We start from the raw sequence: 15,964 nt of genomic DNA, 5'->3' as shown, positions 1-15,964 counted from the left end.
TTAGTATGGCTGGAAATAATCACGCACAACAACTACACGTTTCTAAATTTGAAGCGCCAGCAAAGCTTAAAACATTGAGCTTTGCTTTGATCGCGATCGGTCTTTTGACTTTCATCGTTGGTTTGATGAAAAACCAAGATCGTCTTTGGACTTCATACCTAGTAGCTTTCTTCTTCTTCTCAGCGATGGGTCTAAGCGGAATGTTCTGGGTTGCGATTAACAACATCGCGAAAGCGGGTTGGTCAGTGACTCTTCGTCGTTATGCTGAAGCGACAACTTCTTTCATGCCAGTGATCCTTGTGGGTGGCTTGGTATTGTTAGCAGGTTTCAAACATCTTTACCCTTGGGCAAATGCTGACGTTGTTGAACACAACCCAGTTATTGCTGCGAAAACAGCTTACTTGAACACAGGTTTCTTTGTTGTTCGTTTGTTGATCTTCACTTTGGGTTGGATGGGTTTCCGTTACATGATCGTTGGAAACTCTTTGAAACAAGACCAAACTGGCGATAACAAGTTCACAGTTAAAAACGTGGGCCTTTCTATTGCTTACATCTTGTTCTTCGCATTAAGCTTCTCGTTCTTCTCTGTAGACTTGTTGATGTCATTGTTGCCGACTTGGTACTCAACGATCTTCGGGATCTATACTTTTGCAGGTATGTTCCAAGCAGGTCTTGCGTTCTTGTCGATCGTTATTATCTTGATGAGACGCCATGGTTACGTAAAAGGTTATGTGACTGAAGAGCATCAACATGACGTTGTGAAATACATGAAAGGTTTCACAGTATTCTGGGCTTACATTGCGTTCTCTCAATTCATGTTGATCTGGTACGCAAACTTGCCAGAGGAAACTGAATACTACATCATGCGTTCACAAAACGGTTGGATGGGAGTATCAATGATCTTGTTGATCTTCCGTTTCATCGTTCCATTTTTGGCATTGTTGCCTCGTGGTTTGAAACGTAATGACAATCACGTTCTTTTGATCTCGACGCTTGTTTTGGTTATGCAATACGTAGACATCTACTGGATGGTTTACCCGAACTTCTTCGACGGTAAAGTCGTGTTTGGTTTCTGGGAAATTGGTCTTTTCGCCGGCTTCGCAGGTATCTTCCTTCTTTGCATCATGAGCTTCTGGTCAAAACACAGCCTAGTGCCGTTGAAAGACCCAAGAATTCACGAAGCTTTGAATCATCACGTCAGCTACTAATAGTCGGTTGAAATGCAAAAATAAAAAAGGCTGCCCTCCCGGGTGGCCTTTTTTTTTGGAGGTACGCCGTACCTTTTTGGCGTGCACCGCAGAAAATCCCCTCTATTTGAAACACTCCGGAATTCTTCAAAAAGTCCTTTGACCTTGACCCTAGGGGAATCCTTAGGCTCTTGTTGAGGGTAGGATGAAGAACTGGCTTTCTATTGGACAATTTGCTGACAAGGTTTCTTTGACGGAAAAAGCGCTGCGCCTTTATGAGGAGAAGGGGATTCTTATTCCCTCTCAGCGTGGGGAGAATAACTATCGTTATTATACCGTTGAGCAAATCGAAGTTGCAGGGCGAATCAAACAGTTTAAGGATTTAGGTTTCTCACTGGGGGAAGTTAAATCGTTACTTGAAGTGGATCGTGACATGACTTCCGAAAAACTCAAGGAGTACTTGAAGGCGCGTCTACAGAAAATTCACCTTGAGATGGCAAGATCCAAGGACCAAGAACAGCAGATTCAAAACATTCTATCCTCTCTAAAGAACAACCAAGCGGGCTTAGCCCCTGAAGAGAGGAGATTCATTATGACTCAGTTTGAAAAATTATCTGTGGTGGTCGCCGGGACTCGTGATTTGGAAAAGACTGCGACGTTTATCCAAGATCACTTTGAAAAGAACGGGAAGAAGATTCCTGTTATCGTCTGGGATGGAAAATCCGCATTTCCACAAAGCAAGCCTTACATTGTCGTGATTCAGGAGTCGCTTCTGAAGGAAGAAATCGTTCAATCCCTTTCACCGGATTTTGTTGTAATCAAGGAACTGAGTCATTTCTCTGAAGAGGTTGTCGCTAATTATATGAATCTTTATGCATTCGCGGGACCGCATATGTCGACAATCATGAACGCCGATGATCGTGCGGTTATTGAATTGGCGGCCAACGAAGAGATTCGCAAGGGAAGAACATATTATTTTTCAAAGAACTCAGGCTTACGTGATCAAATCAGCCGTATTGGTGGCGTGATCAGTGATGGAGAAAAAGTGGAGGTCTTTAGCGCAAGACCTCATGAAATCAAACTCGAAAAAGTCTGGGGAATTGATGAAGAGATGGCTTATCTGGCCTCTCTTGCATCGGTGATGAATTTCCAGCTCACGGTCGTTGATTAACAAGTCGGTCGAGAAAGGGGTGATGCCGTCACCCTCGGGGATTGAGGTCAATGGTCAGAGCATGCACTAGTCAGCAAAGCACTAGTAATTAGCAAAGCTACGAATTACTTTGTAAGAAGTCATAGCCGGGGCCCTTGAACTTTCAAACGCATATTCGATTATAAAGAGATGACGAAAACTGTTCGTAATCTGATCCTAGCCTGTGCCGGGGTGTTGGCGCTCTATACGCTGGCGGGATTTTTTTTAGTGCCTTACATAGCGAAGCAGCAAGGCAAAAAAATCATTGCCGAGAAACTGGGAGCTAGGCCCAAGATAGACAAAATCTCCTTCAATCCATTTACCTTTAAGGCCACGGTTGAAGGGTTTGATTTGCCAGAGGTGGATTCTCGGGCTGGAGAAGGAAGCCGACTTAAGTTTAAAGAATTCACTCTGCAACTCGTTCTTCATCCACTGTTTAAAAAAGAACTGCGTTTTAAAATGGTGGCGATCAAAGACCTGCAAGGAAAGGCCGTCATTTTCCAGGATGAAACCACCAATTGGGCCGTTAAAAAAGAACTTGAAGAAGAAAAGAAAAAGGACGAGGGGAAGCCTTGGATTCTGACTCTTGAGCGATTGGAAATTGATCGCAGTGGTTTGACGGTTATCGATAAAACCCATGTGCGACCTATGGATCTTCCGCTGGGTCCGTTTACTTTGAGGGCGAATCACTTAAGCACGTCTCTCGGATCTGAGACCTCGCTTCGCAGTTTGGATATTTTAGTCGGAGAGGCGGGCCATCTAAAAATTCATGGCACATTCAGTCCTTCGCCATTAACGGCAGATCTCGATTTAGATTTTACGGATCTCCCGTTGTATTTTTTGTCGGCCTATTTGTCTGACGCGACGATCTTAGCTTTGAAAAGAGGCAGCGGTGATCTGAAAGGAAAATTGAAATACGGAAATGGCAATTTGACGATTGTCGGCGAGTCCGCGTTTAAAAATTTAGCGATTGGCCCGGCAGAAGGGGAAGGCGAAGACGCTGTTGCATGGTCGTTGATGTCGGTTCATGGAATTGATTTTAGCACCAAACCATTACGTCTGCTTGTCGATGAAATTAATCTGAAAGAACTTAAGACTCGAATTGTTTTGGAAAAAGATGGACGCCTGAATGTACGAAAATATATGCGCCAAACTTCGACCTCAGAGACGGCCGCTGAAACTCCTGCAGCTTCCGCAGAGCAGGCGAGTCCCCCAATAGAGACGGCTTCCAAAGAAAAATCGAAATTCGACTATTTAGTTAAAAAACTAACTGTTGAAAAAGGAATTTTGGACTACGCCGATGAAACGATCCAGCCGCGATTTTCCGTTCATATTCACAACGTGAACGGGACCGTGTTGCCGATTTCGCCGCAGACCAACCAAAAAATCAATGTGAACTTAAATGGACAAATTGAAGCCTACGGAAAATTCAAGGGCAAAGGATTTTATATACCCGCTGATTTACAGGCCCTTCTGAATTTCGATATGAACTTTCACAATATTGAATTGACGACATTCACGCCTTACTCGGGAAAATTTGCGGGTTATGAAATCAGTAAGGGAAAGCTGTTCCTTGATATCAACTACAGTTTGGCAGGTACTCGTATTAAAGGAAAAAATAAGGTTCTCCTCGATCAATTCACTTTAGGTGACAAAGTTGATAGTGAAAAGGCCGGACACTGGCCATTGAAATTCGCCTTGGCCCTAGCAAAAGATCGAAAAGGTCAGATTCAGTTTCAGCTCCCAGTTCAGGGTGATATCAAAGATCCCTCTTTTTCTTGGGGGAGTTTGATTTGGACCGCACTGAAAAATCTTGTCGTAAAAATCGTAGCTTCTCCATTTGATTTTATCGCAAGTTTGGTTGGCGGTGGCAAAGACATGCAATGGGTCTATTTCGAACCCGGCACAGCCGACCTCGCTGCCGGGGAAGAAGCGAAAATTGAAAAGTTAGCTGAAGCCCTTAAAGAACGGCCAAGTCTCGCTCTTGAGATTCGTGGCGAGTTCCAAACTGAAGACATCGACAAGATGAAGAGTGAGATATTAGACAAGCAGCTAGAGCCCTACATGAAAAGAACCAAAGGCAACCGCGAAGAGGCGATTGTGGCCCTCGCCAAACGAGAAACACGCAGTTCAGATTTCAAAAGATTCGAGATTTCTCAGGGGCGTCCCGATGTTTCAAAACTTAGCCAAGAGATTGAAAAAGAATTTTATAAGACCGCACAAGTTCCGGAAGATCGTCTGCGTGACTTAGGACTTAAAAGAGGCAATGTCGTCATGGCCGCGTTGGCTCAGCAAAAAATAGAAAATGAGCGGATGTATTTGTTGGCGACGGCAAAAGGTGAGGCCGGTAAACAGCCTCACGTCTTTTTAAATTTGAAAGAAATAAAATAGAGATTAGCGGCGCTCGGAGCTGATGCCGCGATAGGCGTTGCGAGTCTTTTCGTATTCGGCTTTGTATTGGGCTTCGCGTTTACGAGCGATCTCAGCACGTTGTTGTGCGCTGGCGCGAGCGCGGTCGTTTTTAAGGCGACGTTCTTTCAGGAACTGCTCAGCTTTGCGCGCTTCCAGTTGGGCTTTATCTGCGTCAGCAGTGGCTTCACGAACGTATTGTTCATACTTCGCAGCTTCTTGATCTAACAGGCGCATTTCTTTTTCAGAGCCTTCTTTTTTACTGCGGAATTCTTCGCGCACTTGTTTTGCTTGCGCCATTTCGTTTTGTGCTAAGTTGATATTTTTCTTAGCTGTTGCCATACGGGCTTCAAAACCTTTGATTTGTTTTTCGTACTCACGGATTTGTGCTTGAGTTTGTTCACGCTCGTTGCGTGCATGTTCTGCCTCACGGCGAGCATCCGCCTCAAGGCGTTCCGCTTCACGGCGTGATTGTTCAGAGCGTACTTTCAGTTGTTCTTTACGCTTCTTATCTTCTTTGGCCATGCGTTTTAATTCTTCAGCTTCAGCTCGGGCTTCTTCGGAAACACCGAAAGCAGTTTCTGCTTCAATAGATATTTCAGAATCAAAATCGGCATGCGCAATTGAATATGAAGAGAACACAACAAGTAATGTAATCAGACGTTTCATAAAAGCTCCTCACGACAGTGATCTATTTGAACTTCAAAAGACGTACCAGAGCTTACAATGTAACTATCGGATTTAATTATAAAAAATGAACTTCTCTTTTGAGACAAAGTGCAAATTATGATCACTTTTCATACTTGAAATGTAGCTAAAATCGCGAATATGCAGGGGAATGTGAGAGACGATTAAAATCTATTCGTGTCTAGAAGCTCGTCGTCTTAGAGTGAGACGAGCTTAAAACGATCTTTATTCTCGCTCGATAACGTAGCCAACATCGAAGTACACGCCTGGATCAAGAGTGATCTCAGAATATTTTTTATCGAAGACGCGAGACACACGACCGCCGCCAACAAGCTCCTTGTTGCAAACAGCAAAGCGGCATTCTTGACGATAAATATTAAGACGTTGTCCTGCTGTCACATGTTGAGTGCCTAAATTAATTTGCGCGATATTCGGTGCCACTTTCATCGTGATATCACCTTGCACAGTTTTTTTGCCGATGCAGAAACCGCTCACAGCCCACAAGACGACTGCAAGGAGAGGTAAGAAGAACAACATGCTGACTCCTGATAAAAATATTTTTCAATAACCTTACTGTATCAAAAAAGTGCAATCAACCATTCGTACAGAATTAAAAAAACTTCTCCCTTACTTTGAACTCCAAATGAAAATTAGAAGCGCAAAATTTTTGCTGCTTCCGATTTGATTTTTCGAATGACGTTGTGATCCATCATTGGAAATTCGGGTTTTAGTTTTTCTAAACGCTGCACCAGGATATTTGATATTTCGTAGTTTCTGATTTTTTTGTCGTCAGCAGGAATGATATCCCAAGGACGATCTTTGTGGTGCGTAGCTTTTAAGATTGTGTCGTACGCTTTCTGATATTGATCCCAGAACTGGCGTTCATTCAGATCACTTAATGAAAATTTCCAATGTTTCTTGGGATTATTCAAGCGTTCTTGAATTCGCTGAGCTTGCTCTTTGCGGCTGATATGCAGGAAAAATTTAAAAAGCGTAACCCCTTCAGAGAGCAACATGTCTTCAAAGTGATTGATCTCTTTGATTCGTCGTTCGATTTTTTTAGGTGGCAAGGTTTTATGAACTGCAGGGATGATATAATCTTCGTAGTGCGAACGATTAAAGATCACCATTTCACCGAGTGCAGGCGTTTGTTGGTGAATGCGCCAAAGATAGTCATGTCGTTTTTCGATATCGGTCGGCTGCTTAAAAGAAACAACGCGGACCCCTTGTGGATTGGTTTCAGAAAAAACGTGTTTTACAGTTCCATCTTTTCCGGAAGTATCCAATCCCTGCAAAACAATCAGAACTTTTTGTTTGGATTCTGCATAGATCAACTCTTGCAGTTCGCCCAAGCGTACGCCCAGTTCGTGAGTTTCTTCTTCAAGTTCTTTGTCATTCAACTTGCAGAGCTTTTTTCCCGCAGTAGGGAATTTATGAAGAGGCTTTTTCCCAGGATGAAATTTGTTTTCTTTGATCATCCCACAATTTGATGACGATTTAGGGGTCCTCGCAAGAGGAAAAGCTCCCTGCGCTGCAGAGATCTTTCATATGTATTTTATCGGGCTCACTTGTGGATTGATTTAAAAGTTGGGGAAATAGATCCATCGGAGGATCTATGAAGTTAGCGCTTATCGGGATCGTTTTGTTTTTGCTAACGGGCGGGGCTCACGCCAAAGAATCATCAGCAACACCAGAAAAAATCCAGAAACTGGTTCAACAGTTTGATGCCGTTCAAACTTTTAAATACATCATGGCGGGAAATGCGGACCCTCGACCCCTACCTCCAGAAAATCCTGATAATCCAAATCCCCCCGATGAGCCAAGCTACCCACCACCCAATAATCCCCCGAACCGACCTCGCCCACCAAACTGTGATCCGGATTGGGGAGACGGAGGTAGTCCAGGATCTTGTATCGAAGCCGTCTGCAATCACTTAAGTTACTTTGAATGTAATAATCGTGAGCGCCTGATGGAAATCACGCGCATGTGTCGCAATGTCCGCGGGTCATGTGTGAAAGCCGTTTGCTCCCGAGTGGGAAGTTTTGAGTGTGATGATCGAAATGAGTTAGGGACGGTCACGCAAATTTGTCGAGGAATGTACGATACGGGATGTATAGATTATGTGTGTTCACGACTGCCTCGGTGGGATTGCGATGAGTTGATTGAAATTCGCAAAATCGCGGATCAATGTCGATAGATCCTCGTGACAAACTCTCAGTATGAGAAAAGCTGCTGCAATTCCGGCAGCTTAGTTTTGATGTTTAAAGCCTTCTATGCAGGTGCCCATTCTCTAGTCGCTCAAATCTAAAAGAGCTGCATTACAGGTGGGCCCTATCTTGCAATACATCCCTTATATGCAATTAACCGCCGGAAAAGATCTGATTTATCTCAGTTCGAGTCAGTCGCTACCATCTTACTTAGGAAATATTTCCGGAGTTCGATGGCATCACATGAAGAGTACGGAGGAACTTAAAGCTTTTCTTCAAGGTCGAACGGGAGATGTCACAGTGGTAGTAAAGACAGATCAACTCAATAGTCGCACGATTCAGGCGTTCCTTAGTTGGACTCAGATGAAGTTCCGTTGGAGCTTTATCTTTATTGCGCAAACTATTGAAAAGGCTGCCTATCAGCTCACTAATATGGGGCATCCTATTCTTTTGATTCGCGAGTCAGAAGGTGCTCGTATTACAGATATTATAACTCGCCGCATCCTTGGTGGAATTGTGAAGAGTCGTCGCCAGGAGCGTCTGCATGTGGCTTCACCAGTCATGATTAAAAAATCAGCATTTATGAAAAACTCCCCAACCGGCGCTGCGGTCCAGTTGCTTCGAGAAGGGTCCATGGTTGATTTTTCTCAAGGTGGGGCTCAAGTGACCGTTCATCAAAATGGGGTCAAGGTAAAGGACTTTGTCAGCCTCATGTATCGGGACAAAAAAGGATTGTGGGTTTCCGTCGAATCCCAGGTGCGCTGGGTTCGCTCACTTTCCGAAGGAATTCAGGTTGTCGGAGTTCAATTTCTTGCGGTGAGTACTTGACCCCTCTCGCAGGTCAGATTACTAATGTTTAGATGCAATTAGTGCTGAATTTTTCATCAACGCTTTCTATTTCTATTGGCGGTTCAACAACCGCGACAATTCTTTCATAATGTCACAAGTTCATATTGTTCTACCGGATAACTCGACTAAGGTTTTCGACCACGAACCCACAGCGCTCGAAGTAGCGGCTGCTATCGGCCCTCGTTTGGCTAAAGAAACATTGGGTGTGAAACTCAATGGCTCAAACGAAGTCGTGGATTTCCGAACTCCTTTAAAAGATAACACCAAAATCGCATTGATCACGACAAAGTCTCCTGAGGCCGTCGAAGTGATCCGTCACTCCTGTGCGCATATCATGGCTCAAGCCGTTCAAGATATCTGGCCAGAGGTGAAGGTTACTATCGGTCCTGTGATCGAAAATGGTTTTTACTATGATTTCGATTCTCCGTTCGCGTTTACCGAAGAACACTTCGAAAAAATCGAAAAGAAAATGGCGGAAATCGTTGCGAAGGATCTGCCGATCCGTCGTGAAAACTGGCCGATCGCCAAAGCTATCGAAACTTTCAAAGGTATGGGTGAGCGTTTTAAAGTTGAGTTGATTGAAGACTTGGCTGCCAAAGGCGAAACAGTTGTCGGTATCTACTTCAATGGCGAAGGTTGGTTTGACCTTTGCCGTGGCCCTCATATCCAAAGCACAGGCCAGATTAAAGCGTTTAAACTTTTGAGCGTGGCGGGTGCTTACTGGCGTGGTGACGAGAAGAATGCACAATTGCAACGTGTCTACGCGACGGCATTCAACGATAAAAAAGATCTCGATCTTTACCTTCACAATATCGAGGAAGCGAAAAAACGCGACCACAGAAAGCTGGGTAAAGAGTTGGGCATGTTCTACTTCAATGAACTTGCTCCAGGTTCTCCGTTCTTCACGGGTAAGGGCGCAACTGTATATACAGCTTTGCAAACTTACTTGCGCGAACTTTATTTTGAAACAGGTTACCAAGAAGTGATCACGCCGCAAATCTTCGACGTGAACTTGTTCCATACTTCTGGTCACTATCAGAACTACAAAGAAAACATGTTCTTCACGAAAGTAGATGAGCGTGATTTCGCATCAAAACCAATGAACTGTCCTTCTCACTGTTTGCTTTATAACTCTGAGAAGTATTCTTACCGTGATTTGCCAATCAAAATGGCGGACTTCGGTCGTTTGCATCGCTATGAAAAATCAGGCGCGATGCACGGCTTGACTCGCGTTCGTACTTTCTGTCAGGACGATGCGCACATTTTCTGTCGCATGGATCAATTGCAGGAAGAAATCGCGAAGTTCATGAATTTGTTGAATCGCGTTTACGACAAATTGGGAATGAGCAATTACAAGATCTATCTTTCCACTCGTCCAGACAACCGTATGGGCAGTGAAGAGTACTGGGATATGGCTGAAGGAGCTTTAGCTGAAGCTTTGAAGTCCTTGAATTTGCCGTTTGAGCTGAACCCAGGTGATGGCGCATTCTACGGTCCGAAATTGGATATCATGTTCGTAGATGCTTTGAATCGCCCTTGGCAGTTGGGAACTTTGCAAGTGGATCCGAATTTGCCACAAGCTTTTGATTTGAAATACACAGGCGAAGACAACAAAGAACATCGTCCTGTCATGTTACACAGAGCGATCTTAGGATCACTTGAGCGCTTTATCGGCGTTTATTTGGAGCACACGGCTGGACATCTTCCGCCTTGGATGGCACCGACTCAAGTTGCGATTCTGAATGTCACAGACCGTGTGAATACATTCTGTGAAGAGTTGCAAAATCTGTTGAAAGAAAACAAAGTTCGTGTGGAGTTCGATCGTCGTAACGAGAAATTGAACTACAAGATCCGCGAAGCCCAGTTGATGAAGGTTCCATATATGATCATCGTGGGTGATAAAGAAGCCGAATCCCGCACAGTTTCATTGCGCTTGCGTGATGGATCTGAGCACAAGGGTTTGACTGTGGATCAAGTGATGAATTTGATTAATAAAGATATTAAGGAAAGATTGTTGCAGTCATCATTAGCTAAAGCTGCAACAACGAACTAAAAGAAACCATTGGAGGTTTACCATTAGCAAGTTTGAAGGAAATTTTAGAGGCGGTGGGGGTCGTTTTGACCGTGATCGTAAAAAGGACTCTAAAGACTCACTTCGCGTGAATCGCGAGATTCGTGCGCAACAAATTCGTGTTATCGATGATGAAGGTAACATGTTGGGAGTAATGACTGTTCCTGAGGCGTTAAGAATTGCAGAAGAAAAAGGCCTCGATCTTCTTGAGATTGCTCCAACAGCACAGCCGCCGACATGTAAAATCATGGACTACGGCAAGTGGAAGTATGAGAACAAAAAGAAAGCCACAGCTGCTCGTAAAAAACAGCAAGTTGTGACGATCAAAGAAATCCAAATGCGTCCTCGTACGGATCAACATGACTTTGAAACTAAGATGAACCATGCTCGTCGTTTCCTTTTGGATGGCGACAAAGTGAAAGTTTCATTGCGTTTCATGGGTCGTGAAATGGCCCATCAAGAGCTTGGTTTCGAAGTGATGCAAAAAGCGATCGCTTTCGTAAACGACTTGGCTCTTGTGGAAGCTCAGCCCAAAATGGAAGGCAAAAACATGTTCCTGATGCTGGGTCCAGACCCATTGAAGATCAAGGAATATCAAAAAGCTCATCCTAATAAGTCGAAGCAAGATACGAAAGAGCTTGCGGAGCTTGAAGAGCTTGAGGAAGAAGACGAAGAGTAGAATCTTTAAAAATTCGAAATTAAAAAGGGAGCTGCAAGGCTCCCTTTTTTTGTGATCTAGCAAGCTTTGTGCTCCAAGCTTCCGTGGCACCACGTGTTCAAAGTAATCTAATGCCTCTCTTATTTATTAACGAGGAGCTTAGTATGTCTAAACCACACAGTGAGAGTGAAAATCCCGCCATACCTTCGCCACAACCTAAAACCGGAGCACGGCCCCGCCGCAACAGTGATTGGTGGCCGGATCAGTTGGATCTTTCAATTCTTGCGCAGAATTCGCCTCACTACAATCCGATGGAGAGCACCTACAAATATTCAGAAGAGTTTAAAAAGCTCGATGTGGAAGCTCTTAAGCAAGATATCTTCAAACTGATGCTCGATTCCCAAGAATGGTGGCCTGCGGATTACGGTCACTATGGTCCGCTCTTTATTCGTATGAGTTGGCATGCGGCTGGAACGTATCGTATCGAAGACGGTCGCGGTGGAGCTGGCGACGGAGCCCAACGTTTTGCGCCCCTCAACTCGTGGCCAGACAATGCCAATCTTGATAAGGCGCGCAGACTTTTATGGCCGATCAAAAAGAAGTACGGGCGTAAAATTTCCTGGGCGGACCTTTTGGTTTTTGCCGGAAATTGTGCCCTCGAGTCGATGGGATTTAAAACTTTTGGTTTTGCCTTTGGCCGTGAGGACGTGTGGGAACCGGTAGAAGTTTTTTGGGGACCTGAAGACACGTGGTTAGGGGACGAACGCTACAGTGGCGATCGAGATCTTTCAAACCCTCTGGGGGCTGTGCAAATGGGTTTGATTTACGTGAACCCCGAGGGACCGAACGGAAAACCGGATCCGAAAGCGGCTGCTCGCGACATTCGTGAAACTTTTGCCCGTATGGCGATGAATGACGAAGAAACAGTGGCATTGATTGCCGGAGGCCACACCTTCGGAAAAACCCATGGGGCCGCAAAATCAGATCATGTCGGGAAAGAACCTGAAGGTTGTCCTTTCCACGCGCAAGGATTGGGTTGGAAGAACTCTTATAAAACAGGAAAAGGTGGCGATACCATCACCAGCGGTCTTGAAGGGGCTTGGACAACTCAACCCACACGATGGAGTCATAACTTTTTTGAAAACTTGCACAAGTACGAATGGGAATTAACAAAAAGTCCCGCAGGCGCTCATCAATGGAAACCAAAAAATAAAGAAGCACAAAACACCGTACCCGATGCGCATGACCCGACGAAGAAGCATGCTCCGACAATGCTCACAACAGATCTCTCATTAAAGGTGGATCCGACGTACGAAAAAATCTCAAAAAGATTTTATGAAAACCCACAAGAGTTTGCTGATACGTTTGCTAAGGCTTGGTACAAACTTCTTCACCGCGACATGGGACCGGTGTCTCGCTATTGGGGACCTTGGGTACCACCAGCACAGCTTTGGCAAGATCCGGTGCCCCCAGTTCGAGGTCAACTTATTGATGCGGCTGACATCAAAGTTTTAAAAGAAAAAATCTTGGCGGCAGGCTTCAGTGACTCAAGATTGATTGCCACGGCCTGGGCCGCGGCATCTTCATTCCGCGGGACGGACAGACGTGGAGGCGCAAATGGAGGCCGCCTTCGCCTCTCGCCGCAAAGAAGTTGGGAAGTCAATGAACCAAAAGAATTGGAAAAGGTTCTAGCGGCACTTGAAAAAATCCAAGCGGGCTTTAATAAATCTGCCTCGGGAAAAGAAGTTTCATTAGCGGATCTTATCGTCTTGGGCGGGTGCGTAGCGATTGAAAATGCAGCGAAGAAAGCGGGTGCGAACATCGAAGTTCCGTTCTCTCCTGGTCGTACAGATGCTTCTCAAGATCAGACCGACGTTCATTCATTCGCGGTTCTTGAACCGAAAGCCGATGGCTTTAGAAACTATGTCGGCCCCAAAGCAAACTTGCCACCAGAGACTTTGTTATTAGATCGCGCCAATCTTTTAAGGATGACGGCACCGGAAATGACGGTGCTTGTTGGAGGCTTGCGAGTTTTGGGAGTCAATCACGAGGGATCTGAGCATGGTGTGTTTACTGAGAAGCCCGGAACTCTGACGAATGACTTCTTTACGAATCTTTTGGATATGGGAACCGTGTGGGATGAGCCTTCTAAAGCAGGTGTTTACGTCGGGAAGGATCGTAAAACTGGAAAGAAAAAATGGACGGCGACAGCGGTCGATCTCGTATTTGGTTCTCATGCGCAGCTTCGTGCATTTGCGGAAGTCTATGCGAGTGACGATGCGAAAGAAAAGTTCCGCCGCGATTTTGTGTCGGCGTGGAATAAAGTGATGAATCTAGATCGTTTTGATTTAGTGGAAAATCGTTAATTTCCCTAGGTGTCGTAAGGCCGACTTTTCGTCGGCCTTAACGATTTTGCGTTCTGGATTTACATCGGAGCTAAAATAACTTCCAGGGATGGGTTTAAGATCGAAATACTTGCGCCACCCAGACGAATAAAACGATAGGGAGTGATATATCGAATATCTGTTGCAGACAGACTTGAGTTCAGTGTCACGCGAACTGAAGCGCGCGGAGCTTCAAATTGCGCCGTGCTGACTTTACTTCCCGGAGTCAGTGCTGAAACAGTTTGTTTGGCTCCATCAACGGTCCAAGTAATATTAGAACTGTAAGAGCCTTCGCGGGATTTAAAAGCCGCGATGTCTTGGCGATAAATTATTTGTACAATTCCATATCCTGCAGGAGCCACAATATCGACATTTAATGAATCTGTCACAGATCGAGAGTGAAAACCTGCGGTCGAAGCGATAAACGCCGTGTTCTGCCAGGTCACTGGGTCATACCCAGAATGAATTCCGATAAGAAGTTTGTTGGAATTTGTGGAGTCGACAACTGTGCTTGCAGGATCATAGTTTCTTCCTGAGACACTGTCCGAGATGTTTTGAAACGAGACGCTTTGGGCATTTGCGATTGAAGCAATGAGAGTAACCAAAGCAGCGATCTTAAATTGATTCCAGAATTTCATGAAGTCTCCTTGTTGTTTCTATTGTTGTACAAGGAGCTATTGCAAATACATGGCCCGCCGAAACACTCTCTAAGTCTTTGATTCGTGGAGAACAGAAGTTCGACAGCTGGAAATGCCGTGAGCAGAGCCAGACGAATAGCATTCGTTCGATAGGATCTATCCTCTTAAAATGCCTCGGTTAATCCAGTGACTGTCAAAGCTTCATCGTGCCTGCAAGATCCATTGTCGTTACAGATTGAGAGGGATTGTCATCGCAATCGCCTTGACTGAAGAAACAGGCAGTCCCAAGCGTGCTGCCATCCAGTCATAGAATCCATTTCTGCCACAGCGATGAGTTCCTATCAACGAGAGTTGGAACGAAGGAAAGTTCCAAAATCTCCAGGAAAATAAAAAGGGAGCTTGGCTCCCTTTCTATTATTTCGCTTTTGAAATCGAGCTGGCAGGTACAAATAACGTGGTGCCCTCATCGGATTTAAATTGGACGAGTTTATTGTCCCAGATTTTTTGCACTATTCCCGTGTAGTAGTAGTAACCGGAGCCACTGATAAAGAGGCCGCGATTTCCAACGCACAACGATTCCGCACAAAGCGTCTCTTTATCCCGATAAAGTTCATTGCCTCTGAAATTGAGTGAGTATCCTTCCTGCTGCACGTCGAAAGTATCGTTGGGAAGAACTCGTGTTACACGTCCTTTGCGAAGAAGCTCATTCGATGCTGTCGAAAGTACGCGAGCACCCACACAGAGATTGTATTTGGATGAGCAATCCGTCTTTGGATAAACTTTGTTAGGGGCTATGAAGTATATATAGTTCTCTTCAGTAGAGCTTCTGACAATTACATACTTGCTGCCAAAGTGACCAAAAACTTTACCGTCTTCAAATGAATAATTGCCTTTATAATAGATGGCCGAGTCCGTGCAGAGCTGTTTTTCAGCGTTGCATCTTGTGATCAGTGTGAGGTCTTGTTTAGCTAATACTCTCTTATCATCAGCAGACGCTTCAACGAGATACTTGTCGTTTTCGTAAATTTCTCTAATTCGACCGATATCGATTTGGCCGTAGTACGTGGAAAAACCCACGACGTCATCGACTTTAAAGGCTCTCTCTGTGGGAGGAGCTGGCTTTGGTTTCGGCCGAGGCTTTGGCTGAGAAGGCTTTGCTTCCTGCACTGGTTTTTGAGGGACGGGCTGGCGATTGATCGAAAGCACAGGCAGTCCAGTGTTTGCATAAGCCATAAACTGAATTTCTGCATTACTGCCGAAGGCCTCGATCTCAAGCTCAATAGAGGCAACCACATCTTTGCTATTCAAAACTTCCGAAGTATAGAGAGACTTGGGTTCGAGTTTTCCGGTTTCGGAAAATGCACGTACCGGAATCTTTTGTCCCTCCGTCGTTGAAAAGTGTGCTGAATAGATTTTTACCGATTCGTTTGAAACGTAAATTTCAAAGTTCGCAATTGGGAGAGGATTCTTCAGAGTGATTTGGACTTTTTCGCCACCTGTTTTACGCGAGATATTTTGAATGACCAAACTTCCACGTTGTGTCGAGGTGTAAGTTTCTGTCACTTGCCCGGGATCTGGTAAATCGGTGATGTCGGCAAAGGCGGGTGAAAGACTATTTAACAAAATAAGACCGGTGATAAGGCGCTTCATATATACTCCCTTAGTACATGTGTTTAGATGGCGCC

At 44.9% G+C, this 15,964-nt stretch carries 13 protein-coding genes; 8 read left to right on the top strand and 5 right to left on the bottom strand.

The genetic code is table 11. The features are described from left to right. The first annotated feature begins 5 nt into the window (after positions 1-5). From ACLWOR_RS13775 to ACLWOR_RS13765, 3 genes are all read left to right on the top strand, one after another. Positions 6-1,208 carry a molybdopterin oxidoreductase gene (locus ACLWOR_RS13775; protein WP_413941332.1) on the top strand — a complete coding sequence of 401 codons (1,203 nt, stop codon included), beginning with the start codon at positions 6-8 and terminating at the stop codon, positions 1,206-1,208. A 184-nt stretch (positions 1,209-1,392) separates the two neighbouring features. Then, on the top strand, positions 1,393-2,358 hold the full coding sequence (locus tag ACLWOR_RS13770) for a MerR family transcriptional regulator (protein WP_413941331.1): 966 nt from the start codon (positions 1,393-1,395) through the stop codon (positions 2,356-2,358). A 168-nt stretch (positions 2,359-2,526) separates the two neighbouring features. Next, on the top strand, positions 2,527-4,767 hold the full coding sequence (locus tag ACLWOR_RS13765; protein WP_413941330.1) for a DUF748 domain-containing protein: 2,241 nt from the start codon (positions 2,527-2,529) through the stop codon (positions 4,765-4,767). A gap of 3 nt (positions 4,768-4,770) precedes the next feature. On the opposite strand, the gene ACLWOR_RS13760 is transcribed toward ACLWOR_RS13765, so the two are convergent. The 3 genes from ACLWOR_RS13760 to ACLWOR_RS13750 form a co-directional block, all read right to left on the bottom strand. After that, positions 4,771-5,454 carry a hypothetical protein gene (locus ACLWOR_RS13760; protein WP_413941329.1) on the bottom strand — a complete coding sequence of 228 codons (684 nt, stop codon included), beginning with the start codon at positions 5,452-5,454 and terminating at the stop codon, positions 4,771-4,773. A gap of 243 nt (positions 5,455-5,697) precedes the next feature. Continuing rightward, positions 5,698-6,009 carry a hypothetical protein gene (locus tag ACLWOR_RS13755; protein ID WP_413941328.1) on the bottom strand — a complete coding sequence of 104 codons (312 nt, stop codon included), beginning with the start codon at positions 6,007-6,009 and terminating at the stop codon, positions 5,698-5,700. Between the two features lie 113 nt (positions 6,010-6,122). Next, on the bottom strand, positions 6,123-6,950 hold the full coding sequence (locus ACLWOR_RS13750; RefSeq protein WP_413941327.1) for a PPK2 family polyphosphate kinase: 828 nt from the start codon (positions 6,948-6,950) through the stop codon (positions 6,123-6,125). A 137-nt stretch (positions 6,951-7,087) separates the two neighbouring features. Between ACLWOR_RS13750 and ACLWOR_RS13745 the strand changes: the two genes are divergently transcribed. From ACLWOR_RS13745 to katG, 5 genes are all read left to right on the top strand, one after another. Further along, entirely contained in the window at positions 7,088-7,669 is a 582-nt protein-coding gene (locus ACLWOR_RS13745) for a hypothetical protein (RefSeq protein WP_413941326.1), read from the top strand. Positions 7,670-7,826: 157 nt separating this feature from the next. Next, complete coding sequence (locus ACLWOR_RS13740) at positions 7,827-8,507, top strand: PilZ domain-containing protein (protein WP_413941325.1); 681 nt, start codon at positions 7,827-7,829, stop codon at positions 8,505-8,507. A 109-nt stretch (positions 8,508-8,616) separates the two neighbouring features. Then, complete coding sequence (gene thrS, locus ACLWOR_RS13735) at positions 8,617-10,581, top strand: threonine--tRNA ligase (protein ID WP_413941324.1); 1,965 nt, start codon at positions 8,617-8,619, stop codon at positions 10,579-10,581. Positions 10,582-10,687: 106 nt separating this feature from the next. Then, positions 10,688-11,278, top strand: a complete 591-nt coding sequence (gene infC / locus ACLWOR_RS13730; RefSeq protein WP_413941323.1) for a translation initiation factor IF-3 — start codon at positions 10,688-10,690, stop codon at positions 11,276-11,278. A 143-nt stretch (positions 11,279-11,421) separates the two neighbouring features. Beyond that, complete coding sequence (katG, locus tag ACLWOR_RS13725; RefSeq protein WP_413941322.1) at positions 11,422-13,623, top strand: catalase/peroxidase HPI; 2,202 nt, start codon at positions 11,422-11,424, stop codon at positions 13,621-13,623. A 59-nt stretch (positions 13,624-13,682) separates the two neighbouring features. On the opposite strand, the gene ACLWOR_RS13720 is transcribed toward katG, so the two are convergent. Then, positions 13,683-14,279 (bottom strand): hypothetical protein, encoded by a 597-nt coding sequence (locus tag ACLWOR_RS13720; protein ID WP_413941321.1) that lies wholly within the window; start codon positions 14,277-14,279, stop codon positions 13,683-13,685. A 414-nt stretch (positions 14,280-14,693) separates the two neighbouring features. Beyond that, positions 14,694-15,929, bottom strand: coding sequence for a beta-sandwich domain-containing protein (locus tag ACLWOR_RS13715; RefSeq protein WP_413941320.1), 1,236 nt, complete (start codon positions 15,927-15,929; stop codon positions 14,694-14,696). Between the last annotated feature and the right edge of the window lie 35 nt (positions 15,930-15,964).

The organism is Bdellovibrio sp. HCB2-146 (assembly GCF_047345725.1).
GTDB lineage: Bacteria > Bdellovibrionota > Bdellovibrionia > Bdellovibrionales > Bdellovibrionaceae > Bdellovibrio.
The sequence above is the reverse complement of the archived record's forward strand: the minus strand, read 5'-3'. Positions and strand labels throughout refer to the sequence as shown.